At 57.3% G+C, this 17,845-nt stretch carries 14 protein-coding genes; 9 read left to right on the top strand and 5 right to left on the bottom strand.

Annotation, left to right across the window (positions count from 1 at the left end):
* Positions 1-89: 89 nt before the first annotated feature.
* Both corA and ACXAG1_RS05825 read right to left on the bottom strand, forming a co-directional pair.
* Positions 90-1,043 (bottom strand): magnesium/cobalt transporter CorA, encoded by a 954-nt coding sequence (gene corA / locus ACXAG1_RS05820; RefSeq protein WP_475091920.1) that lies wholly within the window; start codon positions 1,041-1,043, stop codon positions 90-92.
* Positions 1,044-1,228: 185 nt separating this feature from the next.
* Positions 1,229-1,666: a host attachment protein gene (locus ACXAG1_RS05825; protein WP_475091921.1), complete on the bottom strand. Its 438-nt coding sequence runs from the start codon at positions 1,664-1,666 to the stop codon at positions 1,229-1,231.
* 566 nt (positions 1,667-2,232) lie between these two features.
* Here ACXAG1_RS05825 and ACXAG1_RS05830 point away from each other — a divergent pair.
* From ACXAG1_RS05830 to ACXAG1_RS05855, 6 genes are all read left to right on the top strand, one after another.
* A complete protein-coding gene (locus ACXAG1_RS05830; RefSeq protein ID WP_475119205.1) occupies positions 2,233-3,300 on the top strand; it encodes an AraC family transcriptional regulator in 1,068 nt (355 codons plus the stop codon).
* Positions 3,301-3,406: 106 nt separating this feature from the next.
* Entirely contained in the window at positions 3,407-4,279 is an 873-nt protein-coding gene (locus tag ACXAG1_RS05835; protein WP_475091923.1) for a hypothetical protein, read from the top strand.
* Entirely contained in the window at positions 4,276-5,490 is a 1,215-nt protein-coding gene (locus tag ACXAG1_RS05840) for a hypothetical protein (protein ID WP_475119206.1), read from the top strand. The genes ACXAG1_RS05835 and ACXAG1_RS05840 overlap by 4 nt, the downstream gene beginning before the upstream one ends.
* A 170-nt stretch (positions 5,491-5,660) precedes the next feature.
* The gene (locus tag ACXAG1_RS05845; protein WP_475119207.1) at positions 5,661-8,201 is read left to right on the top strand and encodes a TonB-dependent receptor; all 2,541 of its coding nucleotides are present in this window, start codon (positions 5,661-5,663) and stop codon (positions 8,199-8,201) included.
* A gap of 40 nt (positions 8,202-8,241) precedes the next feature.
* On the top strand, positions 8,242-9,189 hold the full coding sequence (locus ACXAG1_RS05850; protein WP_475119208.1) for a tyrosine-protein phosphatase: 948 nt from the start codon (positions 8,242-8,244) through the stop codon (positions 9,187-9,189).
* Between the two features lie 297 nt (positions 9,190-9,486).
* Positions 9,487-10,140 (top strand): hypothetical protein, encoded by a 654-nt coding sequence (locus ACXAG1_RS05855; RefSeq protein ID WP_475091927.1) that lies wholly within the window; start codon positions 9,487-9,489, stop codon positions 10,138-10,140.
* 121 nt (positions 10,141-10,261) lie between these two features.
* Here the strand turns inward: ACXAG1_RS05855 and ACXAG1_RS05860 are convergent, their stop codons facing one another.
* Positions 10,262-10,642 (bottom strand): hypothetical protein, encoded by a 381-nt coding sequence (locus ACXAG1_RS05860; protein ID WP_475119209.1) that lies wholly within the window; start codon positions 10,640-10,642, stop codon positions 10,262-10,264.
* Between the two features lie 247 nt (positions 10,643-10,889).
* On the opposite strand from ACXAG1_RS05860, the gene ACXAG1_RS05865 reads away from it, so the two are divergent.
* Positions 10,890-12,026, top strand: a complete 1,137-nt coding sequence (locus tag ACXAG1_RS05865; protein WP_475091929.1) for an S-(hydroxymethyl)glutathione dehydrogenase/class III alcohol dehydrogenase — start codon at positions 10,890-10,892, stop codon at positions 12,024-12,026.
* Positions 12,027-12,044: 18 nt separating this feature from the next.
* Positions 12,045-12,887, top strand: a complete 843-nt coding sequence (gene fghA, locus ACXAG1_RS05870) for an S-formylglutathione hydrolase (protein ID WP_475091930.1) — start codon at positions 12,045-12,047, stop codon at positions 12,885-12,887.
* Between the two features lie 22 nt (positions 12,888-12,909).
* On the opposite strand, the gene ACXAG1_RS05875 is transcribed toward fghA, so the two are convergent.
* Positions 12,910-13,530 (bottom strand): hypothetical protein, encoded by a 621-nt coding sequence (locus ACXAG1_RS05875; RefSeq protein WP_475091931.1) that lies wholly within the window; start codon positions 13,528-13,530, stop codon positions 12,910-12,912.
* A 66-nt stretch (positions 13,531-13,596) separates the two neighbouring features.
* Positions 13,597-14,022 carry a hypothetical protein gene (locus ACXAG1_RS05880; protein WP_475119210.1) on the bottom strand — a complete coding sequence of 142 codons (426 nt, stop codon included), beginning with the start codon at positions 14,020-14,022 and terminating at the stop codon, positions 13,597-13,599.
* 445 nt (positions 14,023-14,467) lie between these two features.
* Between ACXAG1_RS05880 and ACXAG1_RS05885 the strand changes: the two genes are divergently transcribed.
* The gene (locus ACXAG1_RS05885) at positions 14,468-17,632 is read left to right on the top strand and encodes a TonB-dependent receptor (RefSeq protein WP_475091933.1); all 3,165 of its coding nucleotides are present in this window, start codon (positions 14,468-14,470) and stop codon (positions 17,630-17,632) included.
* Positions 17,633-17,845: the final 213 nt, after the last annotated feature.

Here is a 17,845-nt window from a genome sequence, read left to right on the forward strand (position 1 = left end):
CCATGGGGGCTCTGCACCGCCGTCCATGGCGGTGAAGGTCTCGCAGACGTATACCCGGTATCGCTGCCTTCGCATCAACGTGCGGTGGGTTAGAGCCACCCCTTTTTCTTGAAATAGAGGTAAGGCGCCATACCCGCCATCAGCATCAACAACAGTGCCCAGGGGTAGCCCAGCAGCCACTCCAGTTCCGGCATATGTTCGAAGTTCATACCGTAAATACTCGCCACCATGGTGGGGGGCAGGAAGACGACGGCGGCGATGGAGAAGATTTTGATGATCTTGTTCTGTTCGATGCTGATAAAGCCCTGAGTGGAGTCCATCAGGAAATTGATCTTTTCGAACAGGAAGGTGGTGTGGGACATCAGGGTGTCGATGTCGCGCAGGATGCCCCAGCAGTCTTCACGCAGTTCCGGGTCGTCTTTCAGGTGGCGCTGGAGGAAGGCGATGGAGCGCTGGGTGTCCATCAGGCACAGGCGAATTTTACCGTTGGAGTCTTCCAGTTTGGCCAGGTGATCGATGGCTTCTTCCAGGTCGGCTTCTTCGTCTTCCAGTACCAGATGGCTGACTTCACCGAGCTTGAGATAGTTGTCTTCCAGGGCGTCGGCGAGATTTTCCACTTTCTGTTCGAACAGCAGGATCAGCAGCTCCTGTGCGTTATGGGCCTCTACCTGATTGCGCCGGGCGCGCATGCGCAGCAGGCGGAAGTCCGCCAGTTCGCTGTCGCGGACGGTGATCAGGCGCTGGGGCTGCAGAATAAATGCGGCGGTGGCGGTGTCGTGGCGGCCTTCGCTCTGGGTCAGGTAGAGGGAGTGCACGTGGATACCGGCGGAGTCGGTAAAAAAGCGCGCGGACGATTCGATTTCGTCAACGTCTTCGGATTCCGGTAGCTCGGTGCGCAGTAGTTGCTCCAGCAGGTCGCGTTCATCCTCCTCCGGGTCCTGCAGATCAATCCAGGCGGCGTCGGATAGCGGTTGGCTGTGGTAATCGCTACCGGCGTAGGTCTCTTTGATCTTGCCGCGCTGGATTTGGAACAGTCTCAGCATACCGCTTCCTTTTCGATTGATTTTCTCTGGAGTCCGCTCGGGCGCGCCGGGCATGTCGCTGCCGGCTGGTGGTAGGGCATGGTCTCAGGGTGGGAAGGACAAATCAATTGGCGCCGCCCGGCATTTGTTGCCGGGCGGGAAAGGGAGTTTAGAGTGAATCGAAGCCGGGAGAATTCGGTACAGCGTCACAACCACATGGGAAGCTGCGCACGGATTTCTTCGGTGTTACTGGTGGTGAGGTTCTTGCGCGCCTCGCCGGCGATGGTGGCCAGGCAGGGTGAGCTCATGGACAGCCGCAGGCTGCCGGCCATGGACGGCTCCGCGACAATATACAGCCGATTGAATCGGCCCTCCTGTCGCCCTCGCTCCAGTGTGTGGGCAATGTCTTTGGCGAACTTTTGTGCGCCCTGTTTGCGGAGGCTGGTGGGCTCGGCCATGGCGTGTCGGCCCTGGCCATGGCTGTCGAACGAGCGCCCGGGGGCGTCGCGAAGCAACTCCTGTCCCTTCATACGCCCTTCCGGGTACACCAGCGATTCTACTTCAGTGAGAGTGCCCGCACGTTTTTCCGCCTCAAAGACGCGGGCGTGAGTATGGTTGGCTACCAGAACCCAGGCTTTTGGCATAGCGGTTACCTCTGTTTTTGTGGGGGATACCGCTGAATATTAGGACCGTTGGAAGAGGGTTCCTAACGGTCATGGTGGCACTAAATGCGAGGAGGGCCCGCTGATATGGATAAAAAAAGTGCGTCCATGCACTCACTACGCCAGTCGGTGGGCGTATAACACCGACTTGCCCTGGAATAGCAAGATGCGGAGGTATTCCAGAGACAGCGCTTCCATACGCTGCGTACTCAAGCGCGCTTACCGGGGACCGCCTGTGACCGGCCCCCTGCGCATAAAACACTTCGCGAGCAGATGCTGTAGCTGCCTCTCACCGGCGGTCGAGGGAACTCCCGGGGTGCTGGCTGCCAACTGCATCATTTAGCAATGCGAATTGTTATCATTTATGTTAGTTTATGTGGATGTCTTCGTCGCGGCGAATCGTTATGCGGAAGCGTCAATGTGCTATGCCAAACCGTCACGGTGCCTGTCGGCTCGGAAGGAGTGCGGCATAAAGTGGCTGCGCGAGCGATTCCGGGGTCCCCTGAAAAATAAATGGGGGGGAGTTGGGGAAACAGAGAGAAGTCCAAATGGATGGAAAGGGGAACCAGGGGGAGCGGATCTCCAAGGGTGCGGTAATAAACATGTTGGGTGAGGGCGGTCTCGGCCACCGGCTGGACGCCAGTGACCCATCGCAGCCGGTCGGTGATTCGGTCATGCAGGGGCAGTTTGTTCACCGAAGTTTCTGGGGTGGACTGTCGCTACATATAAATGATGCGCAAGAATTACAGGACCTCACCAGTGCCCGTGAACTGCCTGCCGGGATCAGTTTCAGTTGTGTGCTGGATGGGAATGTAGATTTTACGTTGGGTAGTCGCCGTTACCACTTGCGGGCTACACCTTCCCGGCCGGAATGTGTCGCTTACGCGCTGGCGCGTCCGGAATTGTTTACACGCTTCGCGCGGAAAAACCGCCGGATCCGCAAACTGAACGTGTTTGTACAGCGCGATTGGCTGCACTGTCGGTGTCAGACCAGCGAGCAGCTCGAGCAATTGCAGGCACTGTTTCACGGTCATGGCCAGTTGCGAACGTGGCAACCGAGCGATCAACTGGTACAGCAGGTAGAGGCGCTGATGCGGTCGGAGGCATCGGCGCAGGGGGGAAAAGCAGCCCGGTGTCCCGGAGACGGAAATCTGGGGCAGTCCCTGAACGGTGAGGTACACGCTGTCGCGCTGCTTCAGTCCTTTATCGAGGAGTTCCAGCGGCAGTTAGCGCTGCAGCCATTTGAAGCGAAGTCGCAGTGCGGGGACTCCGGGCCCGACGCATCGCTCAAGCGGAATGTGGACGAGCAGCTGCGCCATTGCCGTACCCTCGGCGAAATAGCCGCGGCTCTTGGAATCAGCGTAAGTACCCTGCAACGGCGATTCAAGAGTGCCTATGGATACACCGTAATTGATTACGTTCGCCGCCGCCGGCTTGAAGTTGCCAGAAACGCGTTGGTTCTGGAAGGCGTCAGTATCGGTGAGGCGGCGTTTTTGGCCGGTTACAATCACCCGTCAAATTTTGTGGCGGCATTCAAAAAGTGCTTCGATGTAACCCCCGCGCGGCTGGTAACGAGCCACCGCGCACGTCGCGTGCTGCCGGAACTCGAGACCTGACTTTACGCGGTGCGCCCTTCGGCCGGTTGCACGTAATCGGTTTGTCACAAAACGTACATAGACTGCGGAGCTGAATCCACAACCTGCGTCCAGTAGCGCTCCCGGAATGTCGCCGCTTTTCTTTGCCAGCCAACAAGCCTATTTCGCTGCCCTGTGCCTGCTATTGGCCATGGGGGTGGCTGCGAGCCTGTGGCTGACACGGCAGGATGTCCAGGTGCCTGCGTTGCACCAATACCACGTATACCGCTGCGCAACACAGGGAAGCGCCGCCGATGATACGGCAGTGGATGGTGTGTTCAGCTTGCTTACCGTCTCATCGATTCACGCCCGCGAAATTGCCGATAACCTGTGCCGCTCGCCGGACATGGCACGCTACTTCCACTCCGTACAGATCTCCTGGAAACCCCGCAGTCAACTGCGCGCGGAAGAAGTCCTCAACGAGGACTACGATCTGATCTGGAGCCGCCCCCACAGCCTGAGTGGCCTGGTGCCCGAGTACGCAACGTATTATGAGCCGCTGCTGCGTTACGATCAGTACAAGGTGTACTGGTTCAGCCGCGACCAAAAGCCACGGCTGGATCGCGCGTTTTTTCAGGGTAAAAAAATTGGCCTGTTAAACGACAAGCTCAGCCATACCTTTCACCTGTTGCCGCTGGCGTCATTAAAAGAAATCGGACTGGATATTTCCCAGCAACAATTGCTGTATTTTGACGATGCCATCAGCCTGTATCGCGCGTTTCAAAATGGCGAGCTGGATCTGGTCAGTGGTGGATTGTTTCTTGAGCAGGACCTTGATATCCCGCTTCAGCGCACGCTGATGGCCGACAACGTAACTGCGGCCACCCTGTTTGTGCGCCGCGCTCGTCCATCGCATATCGACTGTGTCATCGCCGATGCATTTGACCGGGCCAGTAGCGGCCTGTTCAGCGCACACCGGGATTTTCCCGGCGCGGATAAATGCGAGGGAATGGAGGGATGAAAAATCCACTTTTCCGCGCGACGATCATCTGGGCTGTGATCACCTGTGTATTGTGTGTGATTGCCTACTGGCATACAGGGCACAGTTTTCGCGCACGCCTCGGAGAATCCCTGCAGCAGCAGCTACCGGAACGGTTGCAACTGGCCTTGCAAAACCGACTCACCCACCGTGGGCCGCAACCCTGGATTGCGGAACAATTGGAACAGGATCTCTCTTCGATTGAGGCCTCCGGGCGTCTGCCTCTGCTGCAGAATTGCCGCGCGCTGGTGGTGCAATTACTGGACGACGGCCCGGCACCGGAGGCCGGCCGGAGTGCTCCGGTTAGCGGGGAAATCACAATTCACTGGCAGTTTGGCGATGGCGATATCCAGGAACGTGCACGCTTGTCGGTTGATTGCGGGGTGAATCTGCCGATACTGGTGGGCAGCCAGGGTGCGCTGGCATTGTTATTGTTGGGCGGTTTTCTTTTGTTGCCCCGGCCATTAACCGACAGGGCGCGGATACAGGTTCGCTCGCTGATGGCGTCCGGTTCTGGTTTTCGCGCAGCCCGTCGGCTACAGGCGCAGCTTACTCGTTTCAACTCCGTACAGTGCCAGCTGTTTGAATACCTTTGCCAGAGTTCACCGCTGCCCCCAGCGGAGATACTGCAGCGATTGTCTCAGGCGGACGTCACAGCTCTAAGTCACGAGCAGTTGAGCTGGTTTTATTGCGCGCTTTCAGCAGACAATCTGCCCGCCGAGCGGGAGCCCTGGCTGAAAGCCATTGACGATGCACTGGTTGCTGCCACTGCCGCGGATCGCTTGCTGTTTGATTGTCACCATTTCCGCGTGTCCATTCATGGCATACCTATAGCGTTGTCAAAAACCCCTTTCTTTTACTATCTCTGGTACGCACGGTTGCGCGCGCAAGGCGAAGGCTGGCTGCTGAATCCGCCGGTCAACCGGCCGGATCGCGAGAATGCGGAATCCCTGATCGACCTGATGGAAGCCCATGGCGGTCACGCAAAATCCATCAACGACCTGCGCGACAATGGCCTGCGAGCCAAGACTCTCGACCAGAACCGCAACAAAATCCGCGATGAACTGGTGTCTGCCCTGGGTGAAGAAATCGCCCGAGCCTACCTTTTTGAGTCTGAGCGGGATCTCAAGAGTGGCCGCTACCGCTATCGACTGGCCCTCGATGCCCGTCGAGTAGATTTTTTAACACCCTGATTTATAAGAGATTTTTCTTTTGGAGATATCTCTTTTCCCGTCTAAAGCCTCTTTTTAACCCGACTGTCACACGCAATTTCGATCATGCCCAGCGAGCGGCCCGGTTCACCCCCGGGGCCTTTGCAAGACCACACAAGCAAAACCACCCGAACACACTTCGGAGCAGAGAAATGATCGAATTCAAATACAACAAGCTGTCCTTGTTGATTTCCCTTTCCCTGGCTGGTGCCGCAGCACCGTCTTCAGTTTTGGCGCAGGCGCAAAGCATTGACGGCGAGGCGGTGGAAGAAATCGTGGTAATGGCGCAGCCTATCCGCGATAGCCAGAAAGCCGCCATCGACGCCAAGCGCGATGCCGACAACACCGTCGACATCATCTCCGCCGACACCATCGGCCGCTTCCCCGACCAGAACCTCGCGGACTCCCTCGGCCGCGTACCGGGCCTCGCCATCGAGCGCGACCAGGGCCAGGCCCGTTACATCAACTTCCGCGGTGCGCCTTTCCGCTACACCTCGCTCGCCATTGATGGCCTGAGTATTCCCGGTGCCGAGAACGGTCGCGTACCGCGCTTTGACAGCTTCCCGTCTGTGATCACCAGCCGCATCGACTCAAACAAGGCGATCATGGCAGACATGCCCGGCAGCGCTGTTTCCGGACATATCAACATTTCCACGTTTGACCCGTTTGTGAAAGATGGCTGGGCCTTCTCCACCGACGTGGGTATGGGCAACCAGGAACTGGGCGACGGCGATATCGAAAAAGTAGCCCTGCGTACCTCCTGGTCCAATGAAAACTTCGGCTTCTCACTGTTTACCTCCGAGAACAGCCGCGAGCAGGTTACTGATAACCGCGAGTACGATATCGAGCGCACCGACAGCGGCGAGCTGTTGGTCAATGAGCTGGATTTCCGCAGCTATAAAGTTGTCCGCGAAGACCGCGCCTACGGCGGCCGCTTCGAGTTCCGCGGCGACGGCGCGCTGGAACGCGTATTTGTTTCCACCCTGTACAACGAATTCCAGGATTTCGAAGAGCGCAACCAGTACGTATTTGATTTTGCCGGCGGTGCCGAAGCGGCTGCGGGTTTTGGAGCGACCCAGGCCGTTGGTCCAGTGGCGGAAAACCAGTTTGCGCTGGTAGGTCGTATGTTGGAGTACGGCCTGTATGAAAACTCCACCTTTACCAACACCCTGGGTGCGGATTTAGCACTGGGTGAGTGGCACATCGAATCCCGTGTCAACTTTACCGAAACCGAAAACACCATGTTCCTGCCGATACCGCGCAGCGAGGGTGGTTTTGCGATGGCGAGTTTTGATGTCAGTGACCTGCACGACCCGGCAGTAGACGGCTTGCTCAACCCCATGACGCAAACACCAATGGATGTCGGCGATATCAATTTTGCCGTCAATCTGGGCATGCTGATCGGCTCTGAAATGGCCATCGATGCGACCAAATTCAAGCTGGACGCAGATCGTGAATTGACACTGTTTGGCCTGGACGCCGTAGTAAAAACCGGTATCGAAATGGACTCTCGCGAGGCCGAAGGTTTCGGCATGGTCTTGGGTTTTGGCGGTTTCCCGTCTGAAGTAGACATCAATGACTTCGCCACCAGCGAAGCCTGGGACAGCCAGTTCAGCAACGGCATCGCCGGCGCGACCTACTACGACAACAAAGGCCTGCGCGCGGCCTGGGACGCAGCTGTCGGCGGTCTTGAGCTGACCCCGAATGACTCCCAGGCGATCCGCCTGGAAGAAGACATCACCGCGGGCTACGCCATGGTTACCACCCACTACGACTGGGGAAATCTGGTGCTGGGTATGCGCGTCGAGAACACCGACTATCTGAGTGAAGGGCCCACTGGTAACTTTGAAGACAGCTTTACCAGTGTATTGCCCAGTGCGCACCTCAATTATGACCTCGCGGAAGATGTGAAACTGCGTATGTCTGTTTCCACCGGTGTCAGCCGCCCGACCTACTCCGAGTGGCGCGGCGACGACACTGTAGATTTCATTCAGAGCACCGTGACGGCGGGCAACCCTTCTCTGAAAGCGGAAGAATCCGTGGGCGCGGACCTTTCTCTCGAGTGGTACGCCGGTGACGCCAGCCTGCTGAGCGCGGGCCTGTTTACCCGCAGCATCGACAACGTGATTTACGCGCAGAGCGATGTAATCGCGGGCACAGACTATATGCCGGAAATCGGCGCCGACTACTGGGTGTACACACAGTACGTAAACGGCAGCAACGGCAAGATGAGCGGTGCCGAGTTCAATGCCATTGCCCAGGCCGCAGACTTCCTGCCCGCGCTGGACGGTTTCGGTATCAGTGCCAACCTGACCCTCCTGGACAGTGAGTTTGAAACCATTGCAGGTGAGCGACACAGCCTGCCGGGTACCTCCGAAACCATCTTCAACGCCTCCGTGTTCTACGAGATGGAAGGCATCTCCATTCGCCTGAACCACCAGTTCCGTGACGACTGGCTCTCCACCACCGAGAACGTCGGCATGACCGATTACTGGGCGGAGCAGAAGCGCGTGGACCTGTCCGTAAGTTACGACCTGCCCATGGCGGTGTTCGGCTCTGATGTCACCCTGTACGCCAACGCCAACAACCTGACCGACGAGCAGGACGTGCGCTACACCGGTGATGAGAGCAACCCGAACCAGGTTGAAAGCTACGGTCGCCGCTACCTCGCCGGTTTCCGGTTGAACTTCTAAAAATTAACGCGTTCAAGCAGAAAATAAATTGAGGTGAATGATGAATAAATTTGTATCCAATACCCTGGTGGCCGCAATTGCGGCCCTGGCACTGGGTGGCTGTGCGTCTTCCGGTTCCATGGCTGGCAATTCCCTGACCGCCAATAGCGCACATACTGAAGCGCAGTCCAGTGCGCAGGCGGAAGTGGCGCACACCCGTGTACTGCCACTGGAAGGCGGGCGCAACTTCCGCGACCTCGGTGGTTACAAAACCGCCGACGGTAAAACCGTAAAGTGGGGCAAGCTGTACCGCTCTGGTGTATTGACCAATCTTTCCGAAAGCGACTACGACTATCTGGAAGATCGTGAAATTGCCACCGTGGTGGATTTCCGCTCCAGCGAAGAGCGCTCCAGCGAGCCCACCCACTGGCAGGCAGGCGAAATCGATCACCTGACCTGGGATTACGAGATGATGGGTGACTGGGAAGCGGAGTTTGGCAAGGTATTGCGCAAGCCCGACTTTTCCAAGCAGGATCTGGCCGAGCTGATGAACAAGGCGTATGTTGGCCTGGTGCAACAGCAGACGCCGCACTACAAGGCCATGTTTCAGAAGCTGATCGACTCCGACGATGCGCTGCTGTTCCACTGCTCCGCAGGTAAAGACCGCACCGGTATCGGCGCGGCGCTGATCCTGACCGCACTGGGCGTGGACCGCGCAACCATCGAGCAGGACTACTTGCTGACCAATGAAGTCGTCAAGAGCAGCAAACAGCACAGCTCGCTGACACTGCCGGAAGACGCCAGCGAAAAGCAGAAGCAGATGTACGCGTTCTTCGCCCAGCTGCCGCCGGAAGTTGTCGGTGTACTCGCCGGCGTGGAAGCTTCCTGGCTGGAAACCGCATTTGCCGAGATGGAGCGTCAGCACGGTTCGGTAGAGGGCTATATTCAGCACGCGCTGGATGTGGACGCTCAGGAACTCGCACTGCTCAAGGCCCGCTACCTTCAGTAGGGCGTATTAGCAGTGGGGCAATAGAGCCGCTCGTCGGCGTGCTCGCTCCCGGGGCCAGGTCCCGAATCTGGCCCGCAGGTTGCAAGGGATAGTGTTCGTGCAGCAAACTGGCTTTCCGCCCGTTGGCCGCACGATCAATTAACCCGAAGACCCGGGAGCGAGACTATGCCCCTAAGCATGCCCCTAAGAATGCCCTCAAGAATATTCCCCGACCCAGTTTCCGCCCTCTACTCCTCTTCCGCTCATTCCCCGCTATCCCAGGGCCTGCGGTGTACCTTCGCACTGATTCTCACCTGTTTGACTGTTTGGTCTCAGGCGTTGTCCGCCAATACTGCCAGCGGCTGGTCTGGCTACACCGGTAGTGACCCAGAATTCTGGCTTTCGGTAGCGCCGTCTGACATTCGCATTGAGGCGCCGACTCCACTCACAGGCAATAACCTGGAGTTATTGTTGGCACTGTCGGGCAGTAACGGTGGCCTGGGGGAAATGCGCAGAAAAGCCAACGAGGCGTTCGGCGTATATCTGAGCCAGCAGATTCAACAGCAATTTGGCGAGTTTTTTGATGACGAGCGCGTGCGCGTAGTGGATGGTGCAGCGCCGCTCACGTTACAAACTGAGTTTGATGTGACCGTGCGTCAGAAAATACTCGATATTTTCAGTAGCAAAGAGTACGACGTAGAGAAGGGTAGTATGGCTGCCTATGGAAAATTCCACTACCGCCTACTGAGCTCCAGGGCCGGTGCCCCCCCTCTGCGGGAAGGAACCGTGGATATTGCCGAGCTGAAACTGCGGGCGCGCTATCGGACCAAAGCCCCCAAGGATGGCGGCACGGTAGAAGATACCACCCGCGAGGCCACCGAGCGCCTGTTGGAAGATCTTGCGGAGGAATTGCTCGACGAGATGGAAGATTTTCTGGAAGTCGATGCGTTGCAGGAATTGGCTCGTATGTAGTCGGCAACTTCTGCGCGAAACCATTTTTTGGAAGATACTTTTTATACATAAAGCCACCAATACAAAAGTCGCCTATACAAAAAGTCATCTATGCAATAAGTCACGGCTTGCCAATTACCGGTCAGCCAAGTACAGGCTGGCCGCGATACATTCTGCGCGGCTGCGCTTGTGATCCCCGTCCGTCGTGCAGCGCGAGTTCTTCACCGTAAATCATTTCGTAAATATCTTTTCCTCCGGTTTCCTGCAGTACTCTCTGTCCGCGATACAGGCGTTCTGGTGGTTCCTGGCCGGTAAGGAATGGCCCTCCCTTCATGGCTTCCAGCTGCGCGATCAAAGTGAGTGATTGGGTGTCTTTGCTGCGGTGCTTGAGGCCTGCCAGCTGTTGCTCAAAATTGAAATCAGAAAAGCGCAGGTTGATGCCGAATTCGGCCTGGATACGTTTGCGCAGAGTGCGCAGAGCGTTGAGCGCTTGCGAGGTCATCAGCCACTGGTGGTCAGTCATCGTTATCGAGCCTTTGTTGTCTTTTGTCTGTATCGGAGCAAAGAATGGGCCAGTTCAGCGCAATGGGCGGTGAAAGGGGAGGGCGAGTACGAGGCACTGGCTGAGCACCAGTAGAGGGCGCGAGCCCCAGACATTGAAGCAAAATGGTGCGAAGCCAGGCGCTGGGTGGGTATTTAAGACAGGCAGGCATGTTCTGATCTGTTAAGCTTTCTGCCTAATTGGCCATCAGAACAAACAGGAGAGCTACATGTCAGCGGAGCCGATCAAGTGTAAAGCCGCGGTCGCCTGGAAAGCCGGCGCGCCACTGTCCATTGAAGACGTGGAAGTAGCGCCACCCAAGGCGGGCGAGGTGCGAATCAAACTGATGGCGACCGGTGTGTGTCACACCGATGCATTCACCCTGTCCGGTGATGATCCTGAGGGGGTGTTCCCGGCCATTCTCGGCCACGAAGGCGGCGGTGTTGTGGAGTCCGTCGGCGAAGGGGTAACCAGCGTAGCGGTCGGCGATCATGTGATCCCCCTGTACACCCCGGAGTGTGGTGAGTGCAAATTCTGTACTTCTGGCAAGACCAACCTGTGCCAGAAGATCCGCTCCACCCAGGGCCAGGGCCTGATGCCTGACGGTAGCACGCGCTTTTCTGTCAACGGCGAGCCGATTTACCACTATATGGGCACCTCCACCTTCTCCGAATACACGGTACTGCCGGAAATTTCGGTGGCCAAGGTGAACAAGTCGGCTCCCCTGGAAGAGATCTGCCTGCTCGGCTGTGGCGTGACCACCGGAATGGGCGCCGTGGCGAACACGGCGAAGGTGGAAGAGGGCGCGAGCGTTGCCGTGTTCGGCCTTGGCGGGATCGGACTTGCCACGATTATCGGTGCGCGCCTGGCCAAAGCGGGCCGGGTCATTGCCGTCGACATCAATGAAGGCAAGTTTGAGCTGGCGAAAAAGCTGGGAGCCACCGACTGCATCAACCCGAAAAATTTTGACAAGCCGATTCAGGAAGTCATCGTGGAGCTCACCGACGGTGGTGTGGATTATTCCTTCGAGTGTATCGGCAATGTGAATGTAATGCGCTCGGCACTGGAGTGTTGCCACAAGGGGTGGGGCGAATCTGTGATTATCGGCGTTGCCGGGGCGGGCCAGGAAATTTCCACCCGACCGTTTCAGCTGGTCACCGGGCGAGTATGGCGCGGAACCGCGTTTGGCGGGGTGAAAGGGCGCTCCCAGCTGCCGGAATATGTGGAGCGCTACCTCGCCGGAGAATTCCAGCTGGATGACTTTATCACCCACACCATGCCGCTGGAACAGATCAACGAGGCCTTCGACCTTATGCACGAAGGCAAAAGCATCCGCAGTGTGATTCACTACAACAATGGTCACTAAAACTGAGGTGCTTCCAGCATGCTAGAACTAGTCAGCAAGACCCAGAGCTTTGATGGCAGCCAGTGCCAGTACCGCCACCGCTCCGACGCGCTCGATTGTGAAATGCAATTTTCCATTTTTCTGCCATCCCAGGCGGAAAAGGATCAGCGTTTTCCGGTGCTCTACTGGCTCTCTGGCCTCACCTGTACCGATGAAAACTTTTCCCAGAAAGCCGGTGCCCAGCGTATGGCGGCAGAGCTTGGTATCGCACTGGTGATTCCGGATACCAGCCCCCGAGGTGACTCGGTAGCGGACGATGAGGGGTATGACCTCGGCAAGGGCGCAGGATTCTATGTGAACGCCACTCAGGCTCCGTGGAAGCCCCACTATCAGATGTACGATTATGTGGTGAAAGAGTTACCGGCGCTGATTGAGGAAAATTTCCCGGTGAGTGATCGCCGTGCCATCAGCGGCCACTCCATGGGAGGGCACGGTGCGCTGACCATTGCGCTGAAAAACCCCGACCGTTATACCTCGGTGTCTGCTTTCAGTCCCATCTGTAATCCCATGGCCTGCGCCTGGGGAGAGAAGGCACTGGCGGCATACCTGGGGGCGGATAGAGCCCTGTGGGAGGAATACGATGCGAGCGCGCTACTGAGCCGCGCCACTGCGCAATTACCGATGCTGGTATCCCAGGGGGAAGAGGATCAGTTTCTGGATCAGCAGCTGAAGCCCAATGCCCTCAAGGCGGCGGCGGACGCGGCGGGTTACCCGCTGAAACTGGAGTTTCACGCGGGCTACGACCACAGCTACTATTTTATTGCCACCTTTATCGAGCAACATCTGCGTTTCCACGCGGACTATCTGCTGCATAAGGACTGAGTTAATACGTCGATCCGGGGGCTCAGTGCCCCCAGGGTGCCGGCGGTGCCGTGACGGGCTTGCTCAGATCAAACTGCACGCGGAATTCTCGCCCATTCGGCCGGGTCAGTTCGTAAATAAAATACCGGCTGGGGTGAATTTCCATGGCCCAGGTATTTTCAATTGATGCGTTCAACCCTTCGCGGTTGAAGGTTTCTATGGATTCCTCGTCTACCGGGAATTCCTGCCGATTTTCTGTCCCCGCACTGGCAGTATCGCCACCATACATGGTCACAGCGTCCTCGCTGCCGTCTTTGTGGCGATGATCGTGCTTGAGCCGAAGCCCGTTTTCCGTGCGTGTCAGTATCCAGGTGCGGGATCGATCGTCGCCCACGTGAAAGGGAATGTGAATTTCCTGTGCCGGATTTTCGCAGCCGTGCACATGCATCACCAGTTCCTTGCCTTCAAACGGGTCGGGCTTATCGGAGCGTGGCTCATTGGCGGTAATATCTCCGGCAAATGCCTGGCCGCAATGGGCTGCGATGTTTTTCAAAAATTGATCCGCAGGATGTTCCTGTGCAGTTGGGTGAGACTTGGAGTCACAGCCTGACAGCCACAGCGCGCTGACAGACAGTGACAGGATGGCACCGGCCCGAATTTTCATTGATAACGCCCAGAGTTGGATTTATTCAGGCCAGTTTACGCTATCTCGCGGGGAATCGTAGGGGCCTCAACGGGCTCGGCACTCTCCTTTAACCTCCACATTGCCCCGGTCTGCCGTTTTTTCGATAACAAACCAGCCATGTGGGCAGTAGTTGGTTTCTGCGAGCACCAGGTCCAGGCGTTCCATGGCGGCCTCGCTGGCGTTTTCGCGCATTTTGGCCGGCATCCCGCCCGCGCCACCGCCCTTACCTCCACCCATACCGCCACCGGGGCCTCTGCCTCCCTTGCCACCTCGACCGCCGCCGCCCGGCTTGCGGCCACCTCCTGCATTTTCCATGCTCAGACTGGCGGTGTAGGTAAACAGATGGTTGCCCTGCGGGGTGATATTGGTAATGAAGGACTCGGAATAAACCGGCGGCGCTTTCGGGGCGCTGGCGCATCCGGTCACTGTGGCAATGGCCGCGAAAGTGGCAGCGCTGTACAGACGTTTCATGGTGTCTCCTGTGTGGTGTGTGGTCTATGAGACCATAGAGACACTATTTTTACTGAGGACGAGTGGTAAAGATCCGTTAACGAGTGTTAACCGGTGCTACTCGGGGAAGTTTGAATTCTTGCGCTGTGAAAGTTTCTAACATTAATTGAATTTAATGTTGAAAGTTATTTTCTTGATTGGTATGTTTCATGTCATGCGCTGGTATCACCAGTCCGTTTTTGATGTTCACCTTGTATCGCTCGCAGTCGGGGCTCACCCGGGTAACGCCGGAAGCGGGTCTGCTTGGCCCACCTGGTTACCTAAAGAGCCCCGGAGCATTTTTTGCATCGCAGTGGGGTAGGGTTGGGGTGCAGATTGGGGGTGCAACATGCGCTGGTGGCCGCGCAGATACTAATAATCAAACAAATCGATTCGAATAAAAAATAGACATCACCGAGGGTTCGCCATGACAAGGAAACACCATCCCGCGTTCAACAAAGGGTTCAACAAAAAACTGCTGAGCATCGCCGTATACGGCGCGGTCTATGGCCTATTGCCAGGACAGCTCGCTGCGCAGGAAGCAGAACAAATCGACGATGCGCTGGTAGAAGAGGTTGTGGTCTACGGTGATTTGCGCTCCAACCTCCAGTCCGCCCAGGACCTGAAGCGGGATGCGGACACGGTAAAAGACGTGATTACCGCATCGGACATCGGCGCGCTGCCAGACAAATCCGTGACTGAGGCCCTGCAGCGGGTGTCGGGCGTAACCATCGAGCGCTTTGCCGCGTCCGACGACCCCAACCACTACGCCGATGAGGGTACCGGTGTACTAGTGCGCGGTCTCGACCGCGTGCGCAGTGAGATCAACGGTCGCGATGCCTTCAGTGCCAATCCCTGGGGCGGCCTGAACTACGAAGATATCTCCCCGGAACTGCTGGGCGCGGTAGAAGTGGTGAAGAACCAGACCGCGGACCTGACCGCCGGTGGTATCGCCGGCACGGTAAACCTGATTACCCGCAAGCCGCTGGATACCGACGAGCAGATTCTGGCGTTTACCGCCAAAGCCAATTACGGCGATTTTCGTGAAGAGGCCACACCGTCCTTTTCCGGTCTGTTTTCCGATTCCTGGGAAACAGACATCGGTAAGGTCGGCTTCCTGGTGGCCGGCTCCGGTTCCGAATACAAAACCCGCGGCGATGGCGTCGGCGTAGCCAACTACTATTCCCGCGGCGATGCATTTATTGGCGAAATGGCCTGGGGTGCTGTGGTTCGCCCGGCAGAGGGCTCGCCGCTGGAAGGCCCGATGATTCCCGGCCAGGAAGCGGGCAGCGTGGTGTACGCACCCGGCCAGTTCTCCCTGCGCACCGCGGAAAATGACCGCACCCGCGAAGGCTTTGCCAGCTCCGTGCAGTGGCAGAGCAACGATGAAAGGATCACCGCTACCCTGGAACACATCAGTTCCAAGGCCGAGCTGGAGTGGGAAGAGCGGGTGATCGGTACCCAGGGGCAGGGCTTCCACCCCACCACCTGGTTTGCCGCCCACTGGCTGGAGGACGAAGCGCATCCCATCACTTTCGACGACGGTTACCTCACCAGCGGTATCATCCGTGCCGACGCCGAACTGCCGATGCTGGCTTCCTCCCGCTACAACCAGAACATCAATTCCGTTGAAGATACCTCGCTCAATGTGACCTTCCGACCGACGGATCGCATGACGGTATCCGTGGACTACCAGCACGTCGAATCCGAAGAGATTGTGCACAACTACGGGATCAATGCCCGCGTTGCCCCGGGCTCCAATGCCTCGGATGTATTCCTGGATCTGCGCAGCTCACTGCCCTCCGTTGAGTTCCTGAATCCCACCTGGAACAACCCGGGTTACTGGTCAAACTGGGCCGGTGAAAACCAGACCCACTATATTGCCACCGCGCTGGACCACGAGGTCAATTCCGATGCCGAGGGTGACAGTTTCCGTCTCGATCTCGATTACGAGCTGGATGGCCTGTTCAACAAAATTCACACCGGCATGTATTACTCGGATAAAGCGTTGACCATGCGCAACACCGAGTACGCCAACTGGGGCTTCGTGAATGAAGGCTGGGTGAAGGCGCAGGTGGACAAGGCCGGGCCGGACGTGGCGCCGGAAGCCTGGGAGACCGTCGACTTCAGTGATTTTTACGATGGTCAGGTACTGCAGGGTGATATCACCAGCAACTTCTTCTTCCCGCGTATGAGCCTGGTGAAGAATTTCAGTGAAGCCATGCGCAGTGGTTGTGGCACCTGGAACAATGCGCCGTTCGGTTCCGCCGGCCAGCCCAATGCAGAGTGTTACTCGGGCTCCGAAGATCTCGCCGACCGCGTCAACGGACCTTTCGCCGCTCACGATATTTCCAATACCGGGGAAGAGCGCCTTGAGGCTTATATCCGCGCGGATTTCGCTATAGATGACAGCGCTGTCCCGGTGCGCGGTAATGTGGGCCTGCGCTATGTCAGCTACCAGCTGGATTCCGACGGCTACGTGGTACTGCCCCCGGCCATTTCCGGCAGCGACAGCCTGATCAGCGTATTCCAGGAAACCTATCCGGACCTCTACGCGTTTGCCGACGGCACCGGTTCCGTGCAGAGTGTTGAGGGCACCGATTACGATACCGTGCTCCCCAGCCTGAACCTGGTGTTCAACCTGTCGGATGATGTGCTGTTGCGCTTCGGCGCTTCCCGCGGCTTGTATTTCCCGACGCTGGATCAGGCCCGCAGCACCAAAACCCTGGGTATCAGCTACACCGCGATTCGCGAGAACCCGGGCTCCGACGACACCGACGACGCCACCAATCCGGTGGTCGGCGTTACTGACGTCAACCTGTTCGGTACCTCGCTGAACCCGAACCTGGAGCCGGAGAAAGCCGACAACTTCGATCTGACGACGGAGTGGTACTTCTCCGACGCTGGCTCGGTGTCCATGGGGCTTTTCTACAAGAAAATGCACGACATTATCCGCAATCGCAGTTTCGTCGAAACCGTGACCAACCCGGACAATGGCATTTCCCAGGAATTCAGCCTGACCGGCCCGGCGAACACCGGCTCCGGTTCCATTCAGGGTGTCGAGCTGTCTTACTCGCAGTTCTACGACTTCCTGCCCGGCGCGCTGAGTGGTCTGGGACTGCAGCTCAACTACACCTACATCGATCAGAATGACCTGAACGATCCGGAGAGCGGCCTGGGTGCGCAGCGCTTCACTGCTGACGGACAACCCATCAGCGATCAGCGCGATACTTTCCGCAACTTCTCCGGGCTGCCGCTTGAGGGATATTCCGATCAGAACTACAACATCGTGGGCATGTACGAGTACAACGACTTCTCCATGCGTCTCGCCTACACCTGGCGTTCGGATTACATGGTCACCCGCCGCGACTCCAACGAGTTCGCCCCCATCTACACGGAAGCTGCCGGCATGATGGATGCGAGCCTGTTCTACTCCCTGAATGACAACTGGCGAGTGGGACTGGAGATCGGCAACCTGCTGGATCTTGAAACCAAGACCCTGGCGCAGGTCAATCAGGAAGGCACCACCAAGGAGTCCCTGACCTTCAAGACCGACCGTCGCTATGGCCTGACGATCAGCGGTAATTTCTGATCGCGGGTTAATCCGACAGCGTTGTTCAACAAAAAAGGTGTGCCACGCAAGTGGCACACCTTTTTTGTTGTATCTGCTGTTTCAGTTAGTGAGAGTCACGGACTTCAGATTGGATTTCTATTTTCTAGTGGTCCATGCGGAAAGTTCGGTAACTAAGGAGCACAGCCAAAGTGTTCAGATCAAGGCGAGAAAGCGCAGGAATAGTGGTTCTAT

The organism is Microbulbifer sp. ABE4_465 (assembly GCF_056160765.1).